Here is a 19,977-nt window from a genome sequence, read left to right as displayed (position 1 = left end):
GTCGGTTTTCGCGTAAATGAAAAGCCGGCGTTCTGCCGGCTTTTTTGTGGATGGAATTTAGTCGCCGTCAGGCGTCTTGCGTCGCCCTACTGATCAATCACCACCACCTCCACCAAGAGCTTCATCGCCACTTGCCGCAGCTGTTGCAAGTCCACGGGCTTGGCCAGGCAGTCTTGCGCGCCACGGCGCAGAGCGTCGGCGAACACGTCTTCGTCGGCAGCGGCGCTCACCACCAAAACCGGCACATCGCTGAGGTGCGGGGTGCGGCGCAGCAGGTCGAGAATATGCAGGCCATCGCCGTCGGGCAGGTCGAGGTCGAGCAGCACCAGGTCCGGCGTGAAACTTTCGAGCATGGCGTACGCGCGCTGTATGGACGCGGCACCACGTACGTCCGCCATTCCGCGCAGGCCTTCCTGCAATACCCGCATGCACGCCGGGTGATCTTCCACACACAGCACGGCAGCCAATTCCTTGCTTTCCTTCGCGGCAACGGAGCTCGACGGCGCGCTGGTTTCCGGCGCGGCAGCGCTAGGCAGGTCGATCCAGAAACGACTGCCAATGCCCGGCGTGCTCATCAAGCCCAGCTCGCCGTCCATCAACTCCGCCAGTTCGCGGCTCAGCACCAAACCGATGCCGGCGCCGGGGATGGTCGAATTTTCCCAACCGAGGCGCTGAAACGGTTGGAACAGCCGGCTCTGTTGATCGTCGGTCAGGCCCGGCCCGGTGTCCTGCACCCATAGACGAATGCCGCTGGCGCGCACTTCGTAGCCGAGGCTGACCATGCCTTGCGGGCTGTTGTATTTAATCGCGTTGGACAGCAGGTTGAGCATCACCTGCCGCACCCGACGGACATCGGCCCAGACGTACATGCCGGACTGTTCCGACGCCATCACTTGCAACTGCTGGCCACGTTGAGAGGCTTCCGGCTGCACCAGCTCGGCACAACTGCGCAGCAGCTCCGCCACGTCGACAGAGGAAAACTGCAATTGCTGGCGCCGGCTTTCGATGCTGGAAAGATCAAGGATGTCTTCCACCAGCGAGGTCAAATGGCGACTGGCGTTAACGATCTCGCGGGCATAGTCGGCCTGCTGTTCGGCGCCGGGCTGCTCCTGGGCATCCAACTCGATCAATTGCGCAAAGCCGTAAATGGCGTTGAGCGGTGTGCGCAACTCGTGGCTCATGCTCGACAGGAAACGGCTCTTGGCCTGGCTGGCCTCTTGCGCCTCCAGGCTGGCGCGGCGCAGGTCTTCCTGCACTTGTTTGAGCCCGGAAATATCCACGTGGGTGCCGGCCACGCGCATGGGTCGACCTTGCGCATCGCGTTCCAGCACTTTGCCGCGACTGAGCAGCCAGACGTAATTGCCCTCGGCGTCGGCGAAGCGATATTGCGCCTCGAAGGTGTCTTCGGTGCTGTCGGCAAAACCGAAACGCAGCTGACGCAAGCGGTCGAGATCGTCGGGGTGCACGCGCTGGTTGAACTCGGCAAATGTCAGGCACTGGATATTCAGGCCGTAACGCTTCACGCCTCGCCCGCGCACGGTAATGGTCATGCTCCGCGCTTCAACTTCCCACAGGCTTTCGGTGGTGCTTTCGAGCACCAACTCCAGCTGTGCTTGCGCTTTGAAGCGCTCGTCTTCGCTGGCCTGGAGTTGCTGCCCGGTCTGCTGAGCCGCCTCGGCCATGTAGGCCAGTTCGTCGATCTCGATGTCGGTGGACTGCGGCTTGTAATTGCCTTTTCCCAGCTCGCCCATCATGTCCACCACATCCGCCATGGGCTTGGCCAATTTGGCCGTCAGCAGCCGTGAGCGCCGCCACATCCAGGCGAAGAACAGCAGGTAGAAAAACACCAGACCGGCGATCAGCAGGTAGCCAATCTGCTGGTAGCGCTCGGCCAGATTTTCGGTGGCCTGGAAGATGTTTGCTTCATCCACCACAACCATCAACCGCCAGCCGGTTTGCGGAATTTCGCTCCAGGCCACCAGTTGCTTACGGCCGCCCAGCATCACTTCTTTCACATCACTGCGGCTGGCGGTCATGGCTTGCAGCAACGGCTGCAAATCGCGGCGGTCTTTCAGGTCGAAGTCGTCGGGCTTGAGCACCTCGCGCCGCACCGCTTCGGCGTAGCTGTATTCGGTCAGTTCGTTAAGGCCGAAATCCTGCTCGCCGGCAGCGGGCAAGGCGATGACTTTCTGATCGCGGCTGACCAGCACGGCATAGCCATGCCAGGGCACTTGGAGGTTGCCGATCTCGCTGACCATCTGGCCGACCGTGATGTCGAGCCCCACCACACCTTCAAGAAAATTATCGCGGTACACCGGCGCCACCGCCGACATCATCCAGCCTTGGCCGGCGGGGTCGAGATACACGTCGGTCCACACCACCTTACGCTCGGGGTTGTGCTTGGCGTCGGCCAAGTAATAGAAGTTGTAATCAGGAATCACCATGTCGTGAGCATAGCGATCCGGCGTCATGAAGAACGGGTAGATGCGGTTGTAGCTGTCCCAACTGTTGAAATACAGCGCCGACACCAGCGGGTTGGCGTCGCGTATCCAGCGCATCAGTACGTCCACGCGGGACAGGCGCAGCACTTTGTCGTGGTCCTGTTTTTCCACCGGTGTGGCGTTGGAATAAAACGACGCCGCACGCCCCTCGTCGCGATGGCTGTAATGCACGCCGTCGGGCGTGGTGGAATAGCGTGAGCGTTCCAGTGCATCGGCCTGATACGTCAGGTCGGATAGCGCGCGCGTGGTCGCGGCCTGGTAGATTTTTGTCTGCGCCTCCAAGCCCTCGAGGCGCCGGCCAATGATCTCGCCCTCGCGTTGCACGGTGCCGGTTAAATCCTGGGCAGCGCGCTGTTGCAGGTAGTCCAACTGGGTGTCGCGAATGGCGGTATTGGTGAGCAGGTACACGGCAATGAGTACCGACTCCACCAGCACCAGCGGAATCAACGCACTTTGCAAAAACGCGCGCCAAATCCATTGGCGCAAGGGGTAACGCGGGCTACACGGCATAGGGCAGGTCTCAGCAATAACTGCACGTTACGACAGAATACTTATGAGCCTAATCTTATAGCCTGTTGGCGCCGATGGCGTACGGCAAGCTGGTCGACGCGCTGGAACCTTTGCAGTAGACTGCCGGTCCCAATCGTTAACCACGATAGGTTTTGGGGCCGATTAGGATTCGACGCCGGTTACAAAACTTGAGGGGCATGCCGAGTTGGTAACAGAACTCGTAAATCCACTGTTGCAAAACTCTATAATTGCCAATGATGACAATTACGGTGCCCAACTAGCTGCGTAAGCAGCCTAGTCGCACTTCTGGTAGCTTCGGCTCCAGCAATCATGAGGGGATGTCTGTAAACCCAAAATGATTGTCATATAGAACAGAATCGCCGCGTAGTACGTTGTGGACGAAACGGCTAAAACTTACACAACTCGCCCAAAGCACCCTGCCCGTCGGGCGGCTGAGGGTTAACTCAATAGACACGGCTAAGCATGTAGAACCGACAGCAGCGGACTGGCGGACGGGGGTTCAAATCCCCCCGGCTCCACCAAATAAAGAAACCCCGAAGGTGAAAACCTTCGGGGTTTTTCTTTGGGCGGTGGACTAGCGAAGTTGTCGCTCCAACCGCTACGACGCTGAGTCGTCTATTTAGCGCAAACGTCACTGCACGTCCCCAGGCAACCGCAGCGAAGCCAGATTGACGCAATCCTTTTCGTTGCGCTCAAGCCCGTGGCAGGTGCGTTTATAAGCTTGGTCCGCGGCATCTTTCAGCAGATTCCAATCCGATTCGCAGATCACTCCGCGCGCTAGCAGCTCATCGGCGCGCGTCATCAGGGTTCGATGGAAATCCTTCGGGAAGCCCAGGCGATACACGTCGTCTTCGAGCAGGTATCGCCAAGCTGCCATTTCCTTTGCACGTTCGGTTTCATTCATGGGCGCCGTCCTGCTCATCCCTCAGGCTTTTCGCCTGCATCAAGGGTTCAAGTCGGGGTCTTGGTTTTGGTGCGTTTCACCCGGCTCTCCAACCGGCCCGGTCGGCTGCGGCACCTTTTCTTTGTTGATGCCGGGCGGTGGTGCCAGTTGCAACACTTCGCTGGTGTACGCCCACTCTTGCTCGACACGTTCGGCACTGTCGTTTAGATGAGTGCCGTAGCTGGGAATAATCTGATGCAGCTTTTCCTGCCAGGCGGGCGTTTCTACTTGGTCTTTGAAGGACTTTTTCAGCACTTCAAGCATGATCGGCGCAGCGGTCGAAGCGCCCGGCGAAGCACCGAGCAGGCCGGCGATGGTGCCGTCCTGGGAGGTGACTACTTCTGTGCCCAGTTTCAGCACACCGCCTTTGTCTTCGTCTCGCTTGATGATCTGCACGCGCTGGCCGGCCTGTACCAAGTGCCAATCCTCTTTCTTGGCTTGTGGGAAGTACTGTTGCAGCGCTTCGAAACGGTCATCGTCCGATTGCATGACTTGGCCAATCAGGTACTGCACCAAGTCGAATTCACGCAACCCGACGCGAGTCATCGGCCAGACGTTCTCGGTGGTGGTGCTGCTAAAAAGATCCCAGAACGAGCCCTCTTTGAGGAATTTGGTGGAGAACGTGGCGAACGGTCCGAACAAGATTACGCGTTTGCCGTCGAGCACGCGGGTGTCCAGGTGCGGAACCGACATGGGCGGCGCCCCAGTCGGCGCGATGCCGTAGGCCTTGGCCATGTGCTGCTCGGCAATGGTCGGGTTTTCGGTGACCAGGAACGAGCCACCTACCGGGAAACCACCGTATTCGTGAGCTTCCGGAATGTCGGATTTCTGCAACAGTTTCAGCGCACCGCCGCCAGCGCCGACGAAGAGAAACTTGGTATCAGTGGCGCCCTCTGTGCCGTCTTTCAGGTTCTTGTATTCCACATGCCAGGAGCCGTCGTCGTTGCGGGTGATGTCCTGCACTTCGGTGGACAGTTTTAGCGCGAAGTTCGGCTGGCTCTGCAAATGGCTGACGAATTGGCGAGTGATTTCGCCAAAGTTCACGTCGGTGCCGATGGGGGTCCAGGTGGCGGCGAGCTTCTGGTTGGGGTCACGGCCTTCCATCATCAGCGGCACCCATTGCTTGATTTGCTCCGGGTCTTCGGAATACTGCATCGGCCGGAAAAGCGGACTCGCCTGCAGCGCCTCGTAGCGTTTTTTGAGGAATTGGATGTTTTCGTCGCCCCAGACAAAGCTCATATGCGGGGTGGAATTGATGAAGGAATGCGGGTTCTTCAGCGCACCCTTTTTCACTTGCCAGGCGAGGAATTGCCGGGTGATCTGGAACGATTCGTTAATCTCCACCGCCTTGCTGATCGTGACGTTGCCGTTCTCGTCCATTGGCGTGTAGTTCAACTCGGCCAATGCCGAGTGACCGGTGCCCGCGTTGTTCCAACCGTTGGAGCTTTCTTCGGCCACGCCGTCGAGGCGCTCGATCATTTCCATCGACCAACCAGGCTCCAGCTCGTTTAGCCAGATCGCCAAGGTCGAGCTCATGATGCCGCCGCCCACGAGTAGCACATCCACCTTCTTCGTTTCTTCGGCAAATGCGCTTTGCAAACCGAACGAAACAAACAGCCCTATCGAGGCCAGCTTAAAAGTCGTGTTCATGAATCACCTCTAAAAATCAGGGCACATACGCTTGGGAACGGGTCGAGCGGACAGCCTCTAAGGGTCTTAAAAAGTGGCAGCGGCTTCCCACGCTGCCGGCGAAGCGGGCGAGGAAATCTGCAGAAGTCAGAGAGTCGACGGCGAGGCTTCGGAGTTTGTTCAACCTCTGTGACCGTCGGCCGCGAGGTTGCGAATTCGACTAAAAGCACGTCGCCGCTTGCCGAACCCCCTAAGCGAATCGCTGCAGAAACGACGCGGGGTACGAGCAACGACACGGCGTGAACGATTTTCTTGACCTCCAGGTCAATTAGTTATCCGTTCACATGCAAAGGAAACTCGTCATGCCCCAATTCACCATTCATTACCGCTTCGAAGCCGAGCCTCGCTCGTACGCCATCGACACTGGAAACGCGCAACTCAGCCAGGCGCAGGCGGTGCGTCATCTTATTGAGCTGCACCATGGCGATGCCGAGAACAGCCTGCTGATGCCGGATGCCGAAGCCAGCGAAGCTGAGGTGCTGGAGCAGGCTGAAGTGCTTAAAATTACCGAGGTGCAGGTCAAAGCCGGCAGCGAATAGCGCTTTGCAGCTGCAAAAAAACGCCCGCTTCGTGAGAATGCGGGCTTTTTTTTATTCGGCGTTCAGGCGCTTGCCTATTCAGTGTCAGAGACGGGCGGACTGGCTTTCCCGTCGCGCTGCTCATCCCACCAGCGCATCACCTGCTCGCCAAATTCGGGCGGCGCTTTGCGGCCGAAGCGACGGGCAACGTCAAGCACGGTTTGCTGCGCCAGCGCTTCTTCCATGCGTTTTTGCGCCGTGAGCATCACCGCATGAACGCCGCAGGTTCCGGCCATTGCCCACTCGGGCGGGGAGCCGTCAAACACAGCGCAGCGCTCGCGCACGTTGCGGCAATCGAAGATGGATTTATCGCCATCAATGGCACGCACGATATCGAGCATGGTGATCTCGTCCGCCGGGCGCGCGAGCTTGAAGCCGCCGCGTACGCCCGTGGTGGCAACCACCAACTCGGCCTTGGCCAGCCGGGTGAAAATCTTCGCGAGCAGTTCCGGCGGTACGCCTTGCAATTGCGCCAAGGCACGCACGCTGGCCTCGCGGCTATCACCCTTCTCGTCCGCTAACCACAACATGCAGTGGATGCCGTACTCCACACCTGCGCTATACAAAGCCACTTAAAACTCCGACTAATTTGGTCGCAAAATGATGCGAAATCTCTGATATTTCATCAACAAAAAACACATTTAATTTTTTACATAAACGCAATTATTCACACGCAAGCAACTGTTATTTAAAGGGAAATACACCAAACACGCAAAGCGTCATCTTTTAGCCTAAAAAATCCACTTGAAGCGCATAACTCCGACAACTATAGTCGGCGTTACGAGAGCAACAGCCTGCCCGGGCCTAAGGCGATTGATGTACTCGTTCTTCAGCGACTTTTCCTTCCAATAAAAGAGATAAGAACATGAAACAACGCATTCTGATCGTCGGCGCGGGCTTCGCGGGTATGTGGAGCGCTCTAAGCGCAGCACGTCTGCTGGACCAACACCATCACACCGACACCGAAGTAGCGGTCCTCGCACCGCAAGCCGAGCTGCGCATTCGCCCGCGTTTCTATGAGCCCAACGTTCACGGCATGACTGCGCCGCTGGGCGAGCTGTTCGATGCGGTCGGTGTTCGCTTTGTGCAGGGCAGCGTGGAAGAAATTGACGTCGCCGGCAAGCAGATCGGTTACCGGGACGGCGCTGGCGTTCTCGCTACGCTCACTTACGACCGCCTGGTATTGGCCAGCGGCAGCAAGGTATGGCGGCCAGAGCTGCCAGGGCTTGAGCACGCGTTTGACGTCGATCAAATCGAACACGCCATGCAGTTGGAACAGCACCTGAACGCCCTCAGCCAACGCCCTGTCTCTACGGCGCGCAACACCGTGGTGGTGGCGGGTGGCGGATTTACCGGTATCGAAACGGCGACCGAAATGCCGGCGCGGCTGCGCGCAGCACTCGGGGCCGATGCGGATGTACGGGTGATTGTGGTTGATCGCGGCGGCCAAATCGGCGGCGCAATGGGCGATGGTCCCCAGCAGCTTGTTGCCCAGGCGTGTGAAGAACTGGGTGTCGAATGGCGGCTGAACAGCAGCGTCGCATCGGTAGACGCCACTGGCGTGACCCTCGCGGAGGGTCAACGTATCGAAGCCCACACCGTTATCTGGACCGTCGGCGTGCGGGCCAGCGCCCTCACGGCACAAGTGCCTGGCGAGCGGGATAACCAAGGCCGCTTGCACGTGGACCGGAACCTGAAAGTGCTGGGCCAGGCCGACGTTTATGCCACGGGCGATGTGGCCTACGCGCAGGTCGACGACAGCGGCAATTACGCGCTGATGACCTGCCAACATGCCATCGCCCTGGGCCGCTCGGCCGGCAATAACGCGGCCGCCGACTTGCTGGGCGTCGCGCCTATTGCTTACAGCCAGGTCAAGTACGTTACGTGCCTGGACTTGGGCGCTTGGGGAGCGGTGTTTACCGAGGGCTGGCAACGCGAGGTGAAATTTGTGCGCGATGAAGGCAAGCGGATCAAAAGTGAAATCAACGGCTTCTGGATTTATCCGCCTAAAGCCGATCGCGCCGAAGCGTTGGCGGCAGCCGATCCGTTGATCCCTGTGGTGGCGTAAGCGGGAAAACAGGCGCACCAAGACCGTTGCTGCTCCCCCCGCGAATACTCTGCCGCGCGTGCAGGATTCTATGCAGAGAAGCCCTGCACGCGCGACGGACCTTCTAGTTTTTCTGGCAGTGCATCGGGGTCGCCTCATAGCCCCAGACAACCGTTGCGCCGTCGTCATGCAGTTCGAACGATTCATTGCGGCCCTGGTACTCGCTGCTAGCGCCCATCGAGCGTGCGAACATCAACGAGGTGCTGTCGCCGTAGCTCGCTATCAGGGTGGAAGGCTGTGTCGGGTAAAACGTGGCGGTGACGACGTTGGTGGCCTTGTTATCGCAGACAAAACGTATCGGCCCCTTACCCGCCACCAGCGCGTAATGCGCCTGCAACTCGGCGATGCGGCGCCGGTAGCTGTCGGTCAGGCACTGGTTTTTGTCACCGGTCTTCCAGCATTCATCACGCGCTTTCAGCCAGCCACGCTGCTCTGCTTTGAGAGTGGACGGCTTTTCGCTTTTGGCCTTGGCTTGGGCCTGCTTGTAGACCCGTGCCAAGTCATCGTCCAGCGCGCTCAGCGCGGGCGTTTTACACACCAACGCTTCAACGCTGCCGGCGGCCACCTTGGCGCAGTTGAACGATGCCGCGTTCGCGTAACTTACCGGCCACAGCGCCGAAAAAAGCGCCAGGCCAAACACTCGAAATTTCAGATTCATCATGCCCCTCCCGTTAAACGACCCCCGATTGAGCAGCCTGATACCAAACCCAGCCGAGCTGATTTCAGGCCGGTTCGACCGTGGCAGCATAACGCGGGTAGTCGCTGTAGCCCCGCTCGTTACCGCCGAATAGCTGACTGGCGTCAAAGCCTGCCAATGGCCAGCCATGGAGCAGCCGGGCGGGCAAATCGGGATTGGCGACGAAGGCTCTGCCGAACGCAACCAGGTCTGCAAGGCCGGCAGCCAAAATGGCCTCGGCGCGTTGCAAGTCGTAGCGTCCAGCCACAATTACCCGCCCCTGATAAACCGCCCTCAATTGATGACGAAAGTCTTCTGGCACCTGCGGTGCGTCATCCCAATCAGCCTCGGCTAGGTGGATATAACTCACGCCCAAGCCCTGCAGTTTCTGTGCAGCCAACAGAATCGTCGGGATAACGTCAGGACAATTCATACCGCGTGCGGTGATAAAGGGTGCCATGCGAACGCCGGTCCGCGCCGCACCAATTTCCTCGGCAATGCCACTCGCCACTTCGTACAGAAACCGCACGCGGTTATCGCGGCTGCCGCCGTACTGGTCTTCGCGCAAATTAGAGGTGGTGCGCAGGAACTCATCGATCAGGTAACCATTACCGGCATGGATTTCCACTCCGTCGAAACCAGCAACCATCGCGTTGCGGGCAGCGCGGCGGTAATCGCCGATCACGCTGTTGATGTCTTCAAGCGACAGCGCGCGCGGCATGCTCACATCGACCATGCGGCCCACACCGTCGTCACCGACCACCCATACCTGCGCGTCGGCTTTGATGGCCGAAGGCGCGACCGGCGTTTGGTCGGCGTGAAAGCTGTGGTGCGACATACGCCCCACATGCCACAGCTGGATGAAAATTCGACCGCCCTGCGCGTGCACCGCGTCGGTCACGCGCTTCCAGCCGGCGACCTGTTCTGCGTTGTAGATGCCCGGCGTAAAGCTGTATCCCTTGCCTTGCGGGCTTATTTGCGTGGCTTCGGTGACGATCAAGCCGGCACTGGCGCGCTGGGCGTAATACTCGGCCATCAGTTGATTGGGCACGTCGCCGGGCTGGTCGGTGCGCGACCGCGTCATCGGCGCCATCACGATTCGGTTAGGCAGTTGCTGCGTGCCCAGTTGCAGAGGTTCAAACAGGTGGGGAGCCATGTTCATGAGTCGATTCCTTGATTAAGTGACGACGGTAAACGTGGCCGTACCATCACCGATCTCACAGCGGGCAAACACCCAGCCGCCTGAGAAGCACCTTCAAGGAATGATTAAAAATGTGCGCTTTCTGCGACGCGTAGTGAGCGCGAAGGGCGCTTAGTCAGAAAGACGACTTGGCATTCGGCTCGCGCTCCGAATGGTGCACGCGGCAACCTTTGCGCTGACGAATTTCCTCATCACTGGGGCGCACATGTTCGAACTCGAAGACCCCGTCGCTGTACACCACGAGATAGCCCCATTCCAACTGCATTTCTCCCTGCCCCGGTAATGGCGGCTTGGCCCACCACGGCTCTCGACTGACGATGGTTCGCATACTTCCCCCTCACTGAAACGGGTCGACGGCTTCAGGCGTTTGACCCCTTAACCCTAGATTCTTCTGCGTTTCTGTCACGCCGAAATCCCACTTGCGTTCGTGCAACAGCGCCCTTGCAGTTCTGCAAAGTGCCCGTGCAGCCCTGTCTATTCCGAACCTTTCGCCGTACCGCCATCATTTGCTCACGGTCTGGCACACAGCGCAGACCCACCTTACGGCACTACCTAATTCGGTTTCTCAATTCTTTAAGGAGCTTCACCATGAAACTGCAAAAAACCCTGATCGCCGCCGCCATGACGTTATCGTTCAACGCCGCGTTTGCCGCTGGCAGCCCAGGCGTGGAGCAGGACACTCAGGCCTTTCTGCAGGCCCTGGAAGCCGGTGGCGGCAAACCGCTTGAGCAGATGACACCTAAAGATGCACGCGCTGTGCTGACCGGCGCACAGGCTTCGGTGAAGTTCGATCTTTCCGATACGCAGGTAGAAGACAAAGTCATCAACGCCGACGGCCAGAGCATCAAGCTGACCATCGTGCGCCCGGCCGGCGTTACCGGCACCTTGCCTGTCTTTATGTTTTTCCACGGTGGTGGCTGGGTGCTGGGCGACTACCCAACCCACGCCCGTTTGATTCACGACCTAGTGGTGAATTCTGGTGCGGTCGCGGTGTATGTCGACTACACGCCGTCGCCTGAAGCGCACTACCCCACTGCCATCAACCAAGCGTACGCAGCGACCAAATGGGTGGCTGAGCACGGTCAGGAAATCAATGTGGACGGCACTCGCTTGGCCGTTGCCGGTAATAGCGTGGGCGGCAACATGACCGCTGCGGTGGCGCTGATGGCCAAAGAAAAAGGCACACCAAAACTGCGCTTCCAGGCCCTGCTGTGGCCAGTGACGGATGCCAACTTGGAAACCCGTTCGTATAACCAATTTGCCCAGGGCCACTTCCTCACCAAACCGCTGATGAAATGGTTCTGGAATAACTACACCACCGACGCCAAAGAACGCGCCAACATCCACGTGTCGCCGCTGCGTGCCAGCCTGGACCAACTCAAAGGCTTGCCGCCAACCCTGATCCAGACCGCCGAGTTCGACGTGCTGCGTGATGAAGGCGAAGCGTACGGCCGTAAGCTCGATGCGGCAGGCGTGGAAGTCACCACTACCCGCTACAACGGCATGATCCATGACTTCGGTTTGCTCAACCCGCTGGCCCACATCAGCGGCGCGAAATCGGCGATGTTGCAAGCCGGTGGCGAACTGAAAAAACACCTGCAATAACCCAACGCGGAAAACCAAAAAGCCGCCGACGCGAAAACGTCGGCGGCTTTTTCATGCCTGCGAAACGGGCCGCTAGGTACGCTGTAACCAACTTAGGAATTTGCCCTTCTTCACTTCTGCCGGCTTTTGCAACAGCAACGAATCGGTGGCGCTCATGCGAAAGGCGTGCAGCTTCGTCAAGGCGCTCGACACCTCAGTGCTTTCTTGCAGGCAATGCTGAAACTGCTCTTTTTCGATGAGATAAATAATCGCGGAGGTGAGCGCAACGAAACGGCCATGGGACGGCACGCCGTCGGTGACGCCCTCCTCGCCCAATACTTCGCCGGGGCCCATGCGCCCCGCCTCGACGAAATCGCCGCCATTGGCCGGCACCGACGCCGACACCACACCGGTGCCGATCACCATCAGATGCTCGGACACCTGCTCAAAATCCAGCACCACTTGCCCGGCCACAAAGCGTTGCGCCTGCATGTGCTGGCTGAGTTCGTCTTTCTGATCGCCGCTAAGGGATCTGAAGATTTTCACGTCATCCAATACCGCACGCATCCGGCTCGCCGGCACTTCGCTGCCGCGCTGCACGCCCGCCGCTTCGAGATGCCGATGGGCAAGGTCGAACATCAGGTTGCGCGCTTCGGCACTGCTGCTGCCCGCCGCGATAAAGCCGCTGGCTTCGTATTCAACCGACTCCAGATCCGAACCTTTTACCGAGACACGGCCCGGCGGCTTGGGCAGCAGCGCGCGAACGCCCTGCAAGGTTTTTTCCAGCGCCTCGATGACCACGCGCGGACGCACCGCAGCCGGCACGCTAATGCTGATAGAAACGCCCTGCACATTAGCCGCGCGATTAAGGTTGATGACCTTGGTTTTTGCGGCCACCGAGTTGGGGATCACCACTGTGCTGCCCTGCGCGGTGCGCAGGTAAGTGGCGCGCCAGTCGATCTCAATAACCTGGCCTTCCACGCCGTCAATGCTGATCCAGTCATCCAGTCGATACGGCTTGGTGGTGTTCAGCACGATGCCGGAGAACACATCGCTCAAGGTGCTCTGCAAGGCCAAGCCGATCACGATGGCGACAATGCCCGAGGTGGCGAGCAAGCCCTTGACCGGCAGTTGCATCACATACGCCGCTGCGGCTACGGCGGCGAGTAGGAAAATCAGCGCCCCGAGTACGTCTTGCAACAGCCGTCCGGTATGGCCGCTGCGCGGCATCAGCACCACGCCCATCAGCACCGTGCCCGCGCGCGCGAGCATCAGCCACCAGGCGATGCCCAATACCGAACCGAGCACATTCAGCGCCGGCGTCTGCCAGGGCGGCGGCAGCAACGGGCTAAGACCGGCTTCAACAATCACCAGGCTGTAAGCAAGGAAAAACACCACACGCAGCACCACGCGCCAGAGTTTGGCGTCGGCCGGCAGCAGTCGCCAGGCGGCGATGTCCACCAGCAGCAAGGCGGCGGCGATTAGCAGCAGATGACTGTTGATCAGCTCGAACATGGGTCTTCCTGATTCAAAGGGGCGGCGCCGGCGCGCGACATTCACCGCGCAAGCGTACAGCGTCTTTTTCGAACACGTCTTTCAACCAGTTGGCCACCGCCTGAAAACGGCCGATGCGCCCGGCGTCACGGTGGCTCAGCAACCAGACTTCGCGGTGCACTTCCACATCATCGCTGAGGCGTTTGAGCTGGATGCGGTCACCCAGCAAGCAGGGCAACAAGGCCAGCCCCAAACCGGTTTCGCAGGCATTGACCAGTGTGCTGACGCTACTCACCCGCAACGGGTAGTGGGCCAGCGGCGCAATGTCGCGCAGCCAGCGCATCTCGGCCATCTCCGACAATTCTTCGCCGTAGGCCAACCAGGGTTGTTCGCACCAGAGATCACGAGGAATGTCGGCGAACCGCTCGGCGCCATACACGGCAAAACCCAGCTCACCGATTTTGCGCATCACCAAGGCCGCGTCATCGTGCGGACGCGCCAGGCGCAAGGCGAAGTCTGCTTCGCGACGGGTGAACGACAGCGCCTGATTCGCCACCAGCAATTGCAGCTGCAGCTGCGGATGGCATTCCATCAGCGCCGGCATGTGTTCGACCAGCCAATGGCTGAACAGGAAATCGATGGAGGTGATGCGCACCGGCCCGGCCACGCCGTCGGCCTCGCTGCAGGTGTCGAGCAGCATGCTTTTCACATCGCCCAGCACGCGCTCGGCATAGGTGAGAAACACCGTGCCGGCTTCGGTGGCGTGGTAGCCGGAGTTGTCGCGAATAAACAGCCGGCGCTGCAGTGCCGACTCGGCGGCCGCAAGACGCCGGCTCATGGTCGACGGGTCGATACCCAACGTGCGCCCGGCCGCGCTCATGCTGCCTTCGCGCGCCAAAGCCAGCAGGAGCGGAATGTCGTTCCAGTCAAAATTAGTAGCGTCGGGCCCCACGGGTACTCCTTGTCCTCAGAACGAGGTGACAAACAAACCGGTATCGTTACCGCCGGTTAGCGGACAAGGATAGGATTTTGGTGCTGACCTGTGGAAGGAATTTGCGGGAGACGAGCAAACGGCAAGGCCGCGTGGCTTATTGGCTCGAAGCCGGCGCGACCACGGTGCACCATAACGGCTTATCACCGGCACCTTCACCACTGACCACCAATTGAGCCCGCGCCGTCGCCGACGCCGACTCGACGGCAGCCGCGATTGCCAACCAGGGTGCGCAATCCCCGGACTGCCCGAGCAGTGCGTCCAGCCGATGCATGCCGTGCTCGTCCGTCAACGGCATCGCCAGCTCGCCAAGCACGGTTGCCAGCTCCGTCTCGCGAGCAGCGTGTACGCCGGCTGACCAAACTGTCCCTACCGCAGAGGCCTCGACCGGAACCCATTCCAGCGCCTGGGAAACCGCGTACCTCAGGCCCGCCTGGGTGGGCGCATGTTCCTGTTCAGGACGATGCAAATACGCCAATGGCCTGGCAGGTGGCGACGTTGGGTTTGCAAGCAACAACCCGACCGCGACCTCAGCACTTTCAGCAATCTCAGCAGGCCCCACCCGTAGCGCCACCACCAGCAACAGGGCGTCAACTTTCCCATCCGAATCCAGCCGCCGATCCGCCACGGCCAGCCCACTTCCCTCTAAACGCCTCAGCTTTTGCTGAATGCCCGCCGCGCGCCACGCTTGCTCCCAAAGGGCTTGCATATGTTCCAGCGGAACCTCGCCGGATAGCTGCAGCAGCAGATCCAGAGGCTTGTTCGCGGGAAACAACTGCAGCGCGGGCGCCAGCTCATCGAGAATTTTCGCCAATATCGTCTCGACAACTTGCGCGGGCGTGTCACCTTCCTCACGAGCAAGATGGCTGTGCCGCAAAGACTCCCCTGCCCATGTCGGCTGAGCGCGTACAGCCGACTTCCCGTTACTTAATGCCGCCAACTGCGCGTCGCCGTTATTTTCATCCACGTCGCGCAGTGCGGTATGCAAGCTGACCGCCACTACGTGTTGAAATCGACGCCCTACCACCATCGCATCCGCAAGTTCGCCATGCCGTATACGGCGCCAGCGCTCTACCGTAGCGAAGTCGGACATAAAAACAAAAATGCGCCCGACAAACAAAACCAGCCATACAAGCAATGACGCGGCAATGGCTTCAATCCAGAAACGCTCAGGCAGAGGAGCGCGGAAGTCCTCCAGCATCAGAAACTGCACGCACAGAACACACCCCATCACAAAAGCCAGCGTCAGAAGCCAAGCCACAACGCCCGGACTGGCGAACCCGGGCGCCGGTGCCATTACCTTGTCGATCCTGACAGCCATCAGCTTGCATCCACTGTTGGTAAGGAAGAAATCAGCGCACAACCGCACGCGCACTTGTGCCCATGGAAAGCGACAGGCACGTTGTTGTCGCAAAACGACGGATCGCCTTGGACAATAACGGAGGGGCCATGTCCGGGCAGCGGGCAACTGACTTGATCACCAACGCGCGCCCCGCCCAGCTTGTCAAAAATCATCTCGGCGGAGCCTGCAAGTACAACCCCGCCACCTGTAGTTTTGTCGCCGATACGGATAATGCCGTTCATAAGCCTATTCACTTTTAATTGTTGACGGTGGACCCGAGATCTTTAACTGCTCGATTTAAATACCTTCTTTCGCCAAAAAAGTTATCTGCACAGCCGATGGGTTCGAACCGATAGAAATTGGCGCGATTTATTTTAAATTAACCCAACTCGGGCAGAGCAAACATTTGCGGTCTATTCGACTATTGATGTATTACGGGCCAGTCTCAGATTGGCTCTGCTCGATAGCTATGTATGCACTGTCTATCAGATAATTTATCCCGGGGCCGTCACACCATTTGTTAATAACTTCATGCCCGTTGTCCGTGACGATTAACTTGTATCCTGAAAGGCCGTGATCCTCAAAAGCATATACTTTTTTGCCATCTCTAAAGCGCAGAGATGCGCTCTGGCCGTCCGCAGGTGCATATATCGTCAATCTTCCTCGCGGCGGCAACTTTTGCGCGGAAACGTAAATTCCGCTTCCGCACCTGGAATTCCATAGCGGTACTGAACGCAACCCAAATCGGGCGATGTATTACCTTTTGCGCATACTGAAGCTACTCGACCGTCATAGTCATTTGGCGTTGGCCCAGCATCTAGCGATGCAACTAATATAGACTGTCTCGCCCCTTACGCACATAGTTTCCGTGAGATTCAAATAACGGGTTCTCGCCTCAATATGCGGCACCAAGAAAAAAGAAGCGAGCATCAGTGAGAATAAATTTAGATGCTTTCTCATTTTAAAATCTCCGCATTCCATAGATGGTGTCTCGGGTGGCTTTCGTTTGTCGGAGATACTTCGCTGCACCGAGATGTTTAACGTTTCTTGTCGATGGTGGCCAAGCCTTTAAAACTACAATCGAATGGCTCGGTCGGACCTATCACGTCATCGAAAAGCTTTCGCAGTTTAGGGAAGCGTAGATTTATTGGCTCGAGCAAACTCATCGTCGATATCTTTAATTGCTCGACTTAGATAGCGTTTTTCGCCGAAAGAGTTATCTGCGCAATCGATGGTATCTAATCGCTTGTTTCTTTCTGTGAGCGAAAAAAAGGCAATGGCCCCGTATTTCTCTTCCGGGACTCCCAATATGTATGCGTACTCTCCGGCCCGATATCCGAAATATGTTGTATATGTACCTAAATCAACCCATCGAGTAAGGGGGGACGCTTGCGTAAACTCAATGACCGGGCCAAGTTTTTCAGGTGTGCCGCTTCGATAGACGACCTTGTCCCCGTCCGCCGCACATATCGACATTGTCGTTTTATTTCTTTCTATTTGACAGGTCGCGATCATTGTCTCGCCCGATACGCAAAGGCTTTCATCTTCAGCCCTTAAACTCCCTGAGGTCGTCCAGCTAACAAGTATGGCCAAGTAAAAGAAATAAGCAGTTTTCATTTAAATACTTCCTCACAAAGCTTGAAAGCGGCCTCTCGCTCTGCGAGCCCCATCTTTCCGCCGTTCACGTAGCGGGTTACTAGCTTTACATCTTCCAAACCTCCTCCTTCTTCAAATTTAACAACATCGCGCAACCAGAACCACATAGCGCTCCTTATAGCTGTCGGCATCTCATTCAATAAATGCGGATTGCCCAAGACGTCAGGGGCCTCGTCGACCCAAAGAGTTTTATGCGAAGACATAAAGTCGGCGTACTTTTTGAAACCTGTCAGCTGAATTAAACCTCGCCCTCGGTAGTTGTACCCATCCTCTTGAGACGATGCGCGGTTTCCGTTCAGATTTTGGAAGTGCTTTCGCCCGATCGAATATTGGTTAGCTCCGCGAATAATTTTTCCGCTGTCATCTTTCAGGTAACCATCAGCTATCGCTTCTTCGGGGTGATTTCTATAGTAGACGCTAAATTTCTTCAGCGTTTCGGGCGAATACTCCCAGCTTTCCGTTACTGCTTTCATCTTCGGGCCTACTTCGCCTTTAATCTGAGCAAAGAAATGCCGCTGCCTCAACCGCGTGTCCAGCTTGAATTCAACTAAACGATCGTTGACTTCGCTTAGCACGGCATGGATATCTTCATCCGTCGCGGAGGGGAATATTTGCTTTAGCTGCTTGTAGGTTATTCGCAGTGGATTCTTCTCCGACAACATGCCCAGCAACCAAACCGGATGAAAGTGATACATCTGCCCATGCCCAGGCAATCCTAACTTCTCTCCTGCCTCAGTCATCCAGTCAAACTGTTCAATTCGTTCTTTCTCCGCCTCCCAGTTTAGGTTCTTGCTTATATTGCTTCGGTTAGTCAGCTTATCCAGCGCACTTAGTTTTTGTGGGCGGTACATCCATTCGCTTTCGCTGAATAAAATGACGCTGGCAACCTGTTGCGCATAGGCGGGAAGTTGGATGGCTTGCTGTACGTCGTTGGCGGTCAGTGGGTGGCCGTTGTCGAGGTCGATTTTTTCATGAAGTGCGGTTTTCAGTGGTCCTTTGTCGCCTTTCTCGGCCATGCGCCCGAACCGTGCCAAGTCTTCTTCGTTGAGGCGGTTTTTGACGCAAAGCTGGGAAGCGAACAGCTGTTCCAGGGAGTTGCTGTTGAACACGATATCCCAGTCTTTCCACGCCCAGGGGCTATGCCATTCGACGCCTTGCGCGTGTTCGCATACCCAGCCGCTCAGCAGGATTCGATTGATGTCGTGGAACAGGCCGTCCAGTCGGTACCAGGTACAGGCCGCTTCGCCGTGCTTCGCTGGAACACGGATTTTGTTTTCTGCGGGGAGGGAGTCGATGAGGTTGCGGGGCAGCAACAGGGGTGCGGCGCTCAAGCTGTTTTGCCAGTATTTGCTCGGTGGCTGGGCGATGCCAAAGTGGGGTTGGTCGGCGACTACCATCGTGCCTTTGGGGAAGTGCAGCCAGGTTTTTTCTGCGTCGGGTAGCCGTTGCGCCCACGCGCGGCTCGCTTCGATAAAGGCGGGTACGCCGCTGGGGCTGAATACCTCCAAGTGCAGTTTCTTTTCGGGTTGGTGCTCGCCAACCTCCTGATACAGACCGATGTGGCCGATCAGGTCGCCTGCCTTGATGGGTACCGGTTTTTCCAGCACTACGGTGTGGTTCTGCGCCTGGGGTTCACGCACGCGTTTCAGCGACTTGTTAGCGACGTACTGGTTGACGCGTTCCAGTTTGCGGAAATCGCCTTTGCCGCTAACGGTAATTTGGGAAAAGTGCGGCAGCTTGCCGATAATTTCGCTGTTCACGCTGGCCTCAGCGCGAACGTTTAGCCCGCCGGGATTGGTGTCGACCCAACACTCGCCTTGCGGGGTTGGCTTTAGAAACCGGGCGGCGACGTAGCCTTTTAGCTCGCCTTGAGCATCCTGCAAGTACGCCGGGCCCACGCCTTCCAGCCGAACGAATTTGCCTTCGGCACGCAGATTTACAGCTGTGCCGCGCGGCAAAAAACCGAGCACTGCATCGCCTTTATTCCCCCACACCGTCGCACCGCCTTCGTCCAGCGGGCGCCCTGCTGCAGTGGTGTCGTACGGGTTGGCGCGGCGCAAATCGTTGGCGTCTTCGCTTACCTCGCACGCGAATGGGAGGGTCCAGAATTCGGGACGCTTGGTCAGCGGGGCGTCTTTGTAATCGGCCCAGTCCTGCAGGTGCATATACAGGCTGTACAGGATCAAACGGGGCTGCGTGTCGGCATTGCCCGCAATCGGTGGCGGCTGAAGGCAATGGCGAACCAGCACGAAGTTGCGTGAGGCCGGCTTGGCAATGGTCTGGCGATTGTCGCTGTAACGCACGGTGGGCGCCGTGTCGTCGATGCGATAGGCCACCACTTCGCCGTCGGCCAGGCAGTGCACGCTGGTTTGGTCCAACGTGCCGGCGGTGCCACCGTCGAAATGCACGCCGTTATGCCAAAGGCCATTTCGCCCTAGGGGGAAGTAGCCGGAGGTGGCTTTGGCTAACTGGGTCAGTTGCAGCAGTGGGTTGCTGGTGTCCTTAAATGGGTGACTCCAGTTTTGCACGGGCGCCAATTCCGGATACGTCGGCGCAGCGGGCGGTGTCGGGCAAACGGGCATGGGTGTTTTAGGGAACACCGCGTCTGGCCCGGATATCGCCACGGCTTGGCGGAGTTTGGCGATTAAGCTGAACATCGTTGCGAAATGCTCCTGATTTTAGCC

Annotated in this window: 16 protein-coding genes and 1 other RNA gene; 4 read left to right on the top strand and 13 right to left on the bottom strand. The window is 58.1% G+C overall.

Annotated features, from left to right (window positions below; all coding sequences use genetic code 11):
* Positions 1-86: 86 nt before the first annotated feature.
* Complete coding sequence (locus tag ACZZZU_RS17905) at positions 87-3,011, bottom strand: response regulator (protein ID WP_463551371.1); 2,925 nt, start codon at positions 3,009-3,011, stop codon at positions 87-89.
* Between the two features lie 154 nt (positions 3,012-3,165).
* On the opposite strand from ACZZZU_RS17905, the gene ssrA reads away from it, so the two are divergent.
* Positions 3,166-3,553, top strand: a transfer-messenger RNA (tmRNA) gene (gene ssrA / locus ACZZZU_RS17900).
* Positions 3,554-3,663: 110 nt separating this feature from the next.
* Here ssrA and ACZZZU_RS17895 read toward each other — a convergent pair.
* Positions 3,664-3,936, bottom strand: a complete 273-nt coding sequence (locus ACZZZU_RS17895) for a hypothetical protein (RefSeq protein WP_463551370.1) — start codon at positions 3,934-3,936, stop codon at positions 3,664-3,666.
* A gap of 39 nt (positions 3,937-3,975) precedes the next feature.
* On the bottom strand, positions 3,976-5,625 hold the full coding sequence (mqo, locus tag ACZZZU_RS17890) for a malate dehydrogenase (quinone) (protein WP_463551369.1): 1,650 nt from the start codon (positions 5,623-5,625) through the stop codon (positions 3,976-3,978).
* A gap of 341 nt (positions 5,626-5,966) precedes the next feature.
* On the opposite strand from mqo, the gene ACZZZU_RS17885 reads away from it, so the two are divergent.
* Complete coding sequence (locus ACZZZU_RS17885; RefSeq protein ID WP_463551368.1) at positions 5,967-6,203, top strand: hypothetical protein; 237 nt, start codon at positions 5,967-5,969, stop codon at positions 6,201-6,203.
* Between the two features lie 74 nt (positions 6,204-6,277).
* Here ACZZZU_RS17885 and ACZZZU_RS17880 read toward each other — a convergent pair whose 3' ends face one another.
* Entirely contained in the window at positions 6,278-6,814 is a 537-nt protein-coding gene (locus tag ACZZZU_RS17880) for an RrF2 family transcriptional regulator (protein WP_463381660.1), read from the bottom strand.
* A gap of 293 nt (positions 6,815-7,107) precedes the next feature.
* On the opposite strand from ACZZZU_RS17880, the gene ACZZZU_RS17875 reads away from it, so the two are divergent.
* Positions 7,108-8,310, top strand: a complete 1,203-nt coding sequence (locus tag ACZZZU_RS17875; protein ID WP_463551367.1) for an NAD(P)/FAD-dependent oxidoreductase — start codon at positions 7,108-7,110, stop codon at positions 8,308-8,310.
* A gap of 103 nt (positions 8,311-8,413) precedes the next feature.
* Here ACZZZU_RS17875 and ACZZZU_RS17870 read toward each other — a convergent pair whose 3' ends face one another.
* From ACZZZU_RS17870 to ACZZZU_RS17860, 3 genes are all read right to left on the bottom strand, one after another.
* Entirely contained in the window at positions 8,414-9,007 is a 594-nt protein-coding gene (locus ACZZZU_RS17870) for a lysozyme inhibitor LprI family protein (RefSeq protein ID WP_463551366.1), read from the bottom strand.
* Between the two features lie 64 nt (positions 9,008-9,071).
* Positions 9,072-10,181: an alkene reductase gene (locus ACZZZU_RS17865; protein WP_463552152.1), complete on the bottom strand. Its 1,110-nt coding sequence runs from the start codon at positions 10,179-10,181 to the stop codon at positions 9,072-9,074.
* Positions 10,182-10,341: 160 nt separating this feature from the next.
* Positions 10,342-10,554: a hypothetical protein gene (locus tag ACZZZU_RS17860; RefSeq protein WP_122493102.1), complete on the bottom strand. Its 213-nt coding sequence runs from the start codon at positions 10,552-10,554 to the stop codon at positions 10,342-10,344.
* Between the two features lie 260 nt (positions 10,555-10,814).
* Here ACZZZU_RS17860 and ACZZZU_RS17855 point away from each other — a divergent pair, with 260 nt between their 5' ends.
* Positions 10,815-11,831: an alpha/beta hydrolase gene (locus tag ACZZZU_RS17855; protein ID WP_463551365.1), complete on the top strand. Its 1,017-nt coding sequence runs from the start codon at positions 10,815-10,817 to the stop codon at positions 11,829-11,831.
* A 72-nt stretch (positions 11,832-11,903) separates the two neighbouring features.
* Here the strand turns inward: ACZZZU_RS17855 and ACZZZU_RS17850 are convergent, their stop codons facing one another.
* The 6 genes from ACZZZU_RS17850 to ACZZZU_RS17825 form a co-directional block, all read right to left on the bottom strand.
* Positions 11,904-13,325 (bottom strand): mechanosensitive ion channel domain-containing protein, encoded by a 1,422-nt coding sequence (locus ACZZZU_RS17850; RefSeq protein ID WP_463551364.1) that lies wholly within the window; start codon positions 13,323-13,325, stop codon positions 11,904-11,906.
* A gap of 13 nt (positions 13,326-13,338) precedes the next feature.
* Positions 13,339-14,256 (bottom strand): LysR family transcriptional regulator, encoded by a 918-nt coding sequence (locus ACZZZU_RS17845; RefSeq protein ID WP_463551363.1) that lies wholly within the window; start codon positions 14,254-14,256, stop codon positions 13,339-13,341.
* Positions 14,257-14,392: 136 nt separating this feature from the next.
* Entirely contained in the window at positions 14,393-15,616 is a 1,224-nt protein-coding gene (locus ACZZZU_RS17840; protein ID WP_463551362.1) for a hypothetical protein, read from the bottom strand.
* A complete protein-coding gene (locus tag ACZZZU_RS17835) occupies positions 15,616-15,879 on the bottom strand; it encodes a PAAR domain-containing protein (protein WP_463551361.1) in 264 nt (87 codons plus the stop codon). Before ACZZZU_RS17835 ends, ACZZZU_RS17840 begins: the two co-directional genes overlap by 1 nt.
* A gap of 886 nt (positions 15,880-16,765) precedes the next feature.
* Positions 16,766-17,254, bottom strand: coding sequence for a hypothetical protein (locus ACZZZU_RS17830; RefSeq protein WP_463551360.1), 489 nt, complete (start codon positions 17,252-17,254; stop codon positions 16,766-16,768).
* Positions 17,251-19,950, bottom strand: a complete 2,700-nt coding sequence (locus ACZZZU_RS17825) for a hypothetical protein (RefSeq protein ID WP_463551359.1) — start codon at positions 19,948-19,950, stop codon at positions 17,251-17,253. The genes ACZZZU_RS17830 and ACZZZU_RS17825 overlap by 4 nt, the downstream gene beginning before the upstream one ends.
* Positions 19,951-19,977: the final 27 nt, after the last annotated feature.

This window comes from Pseudomonas sp. AC136 (assembly GCF_979258585.1).
The sequence above is the reverse complement of the archived record's forward strand: the minus strand, read 5'-3'. Positions and strand labels throughout refer to the sequence as shown.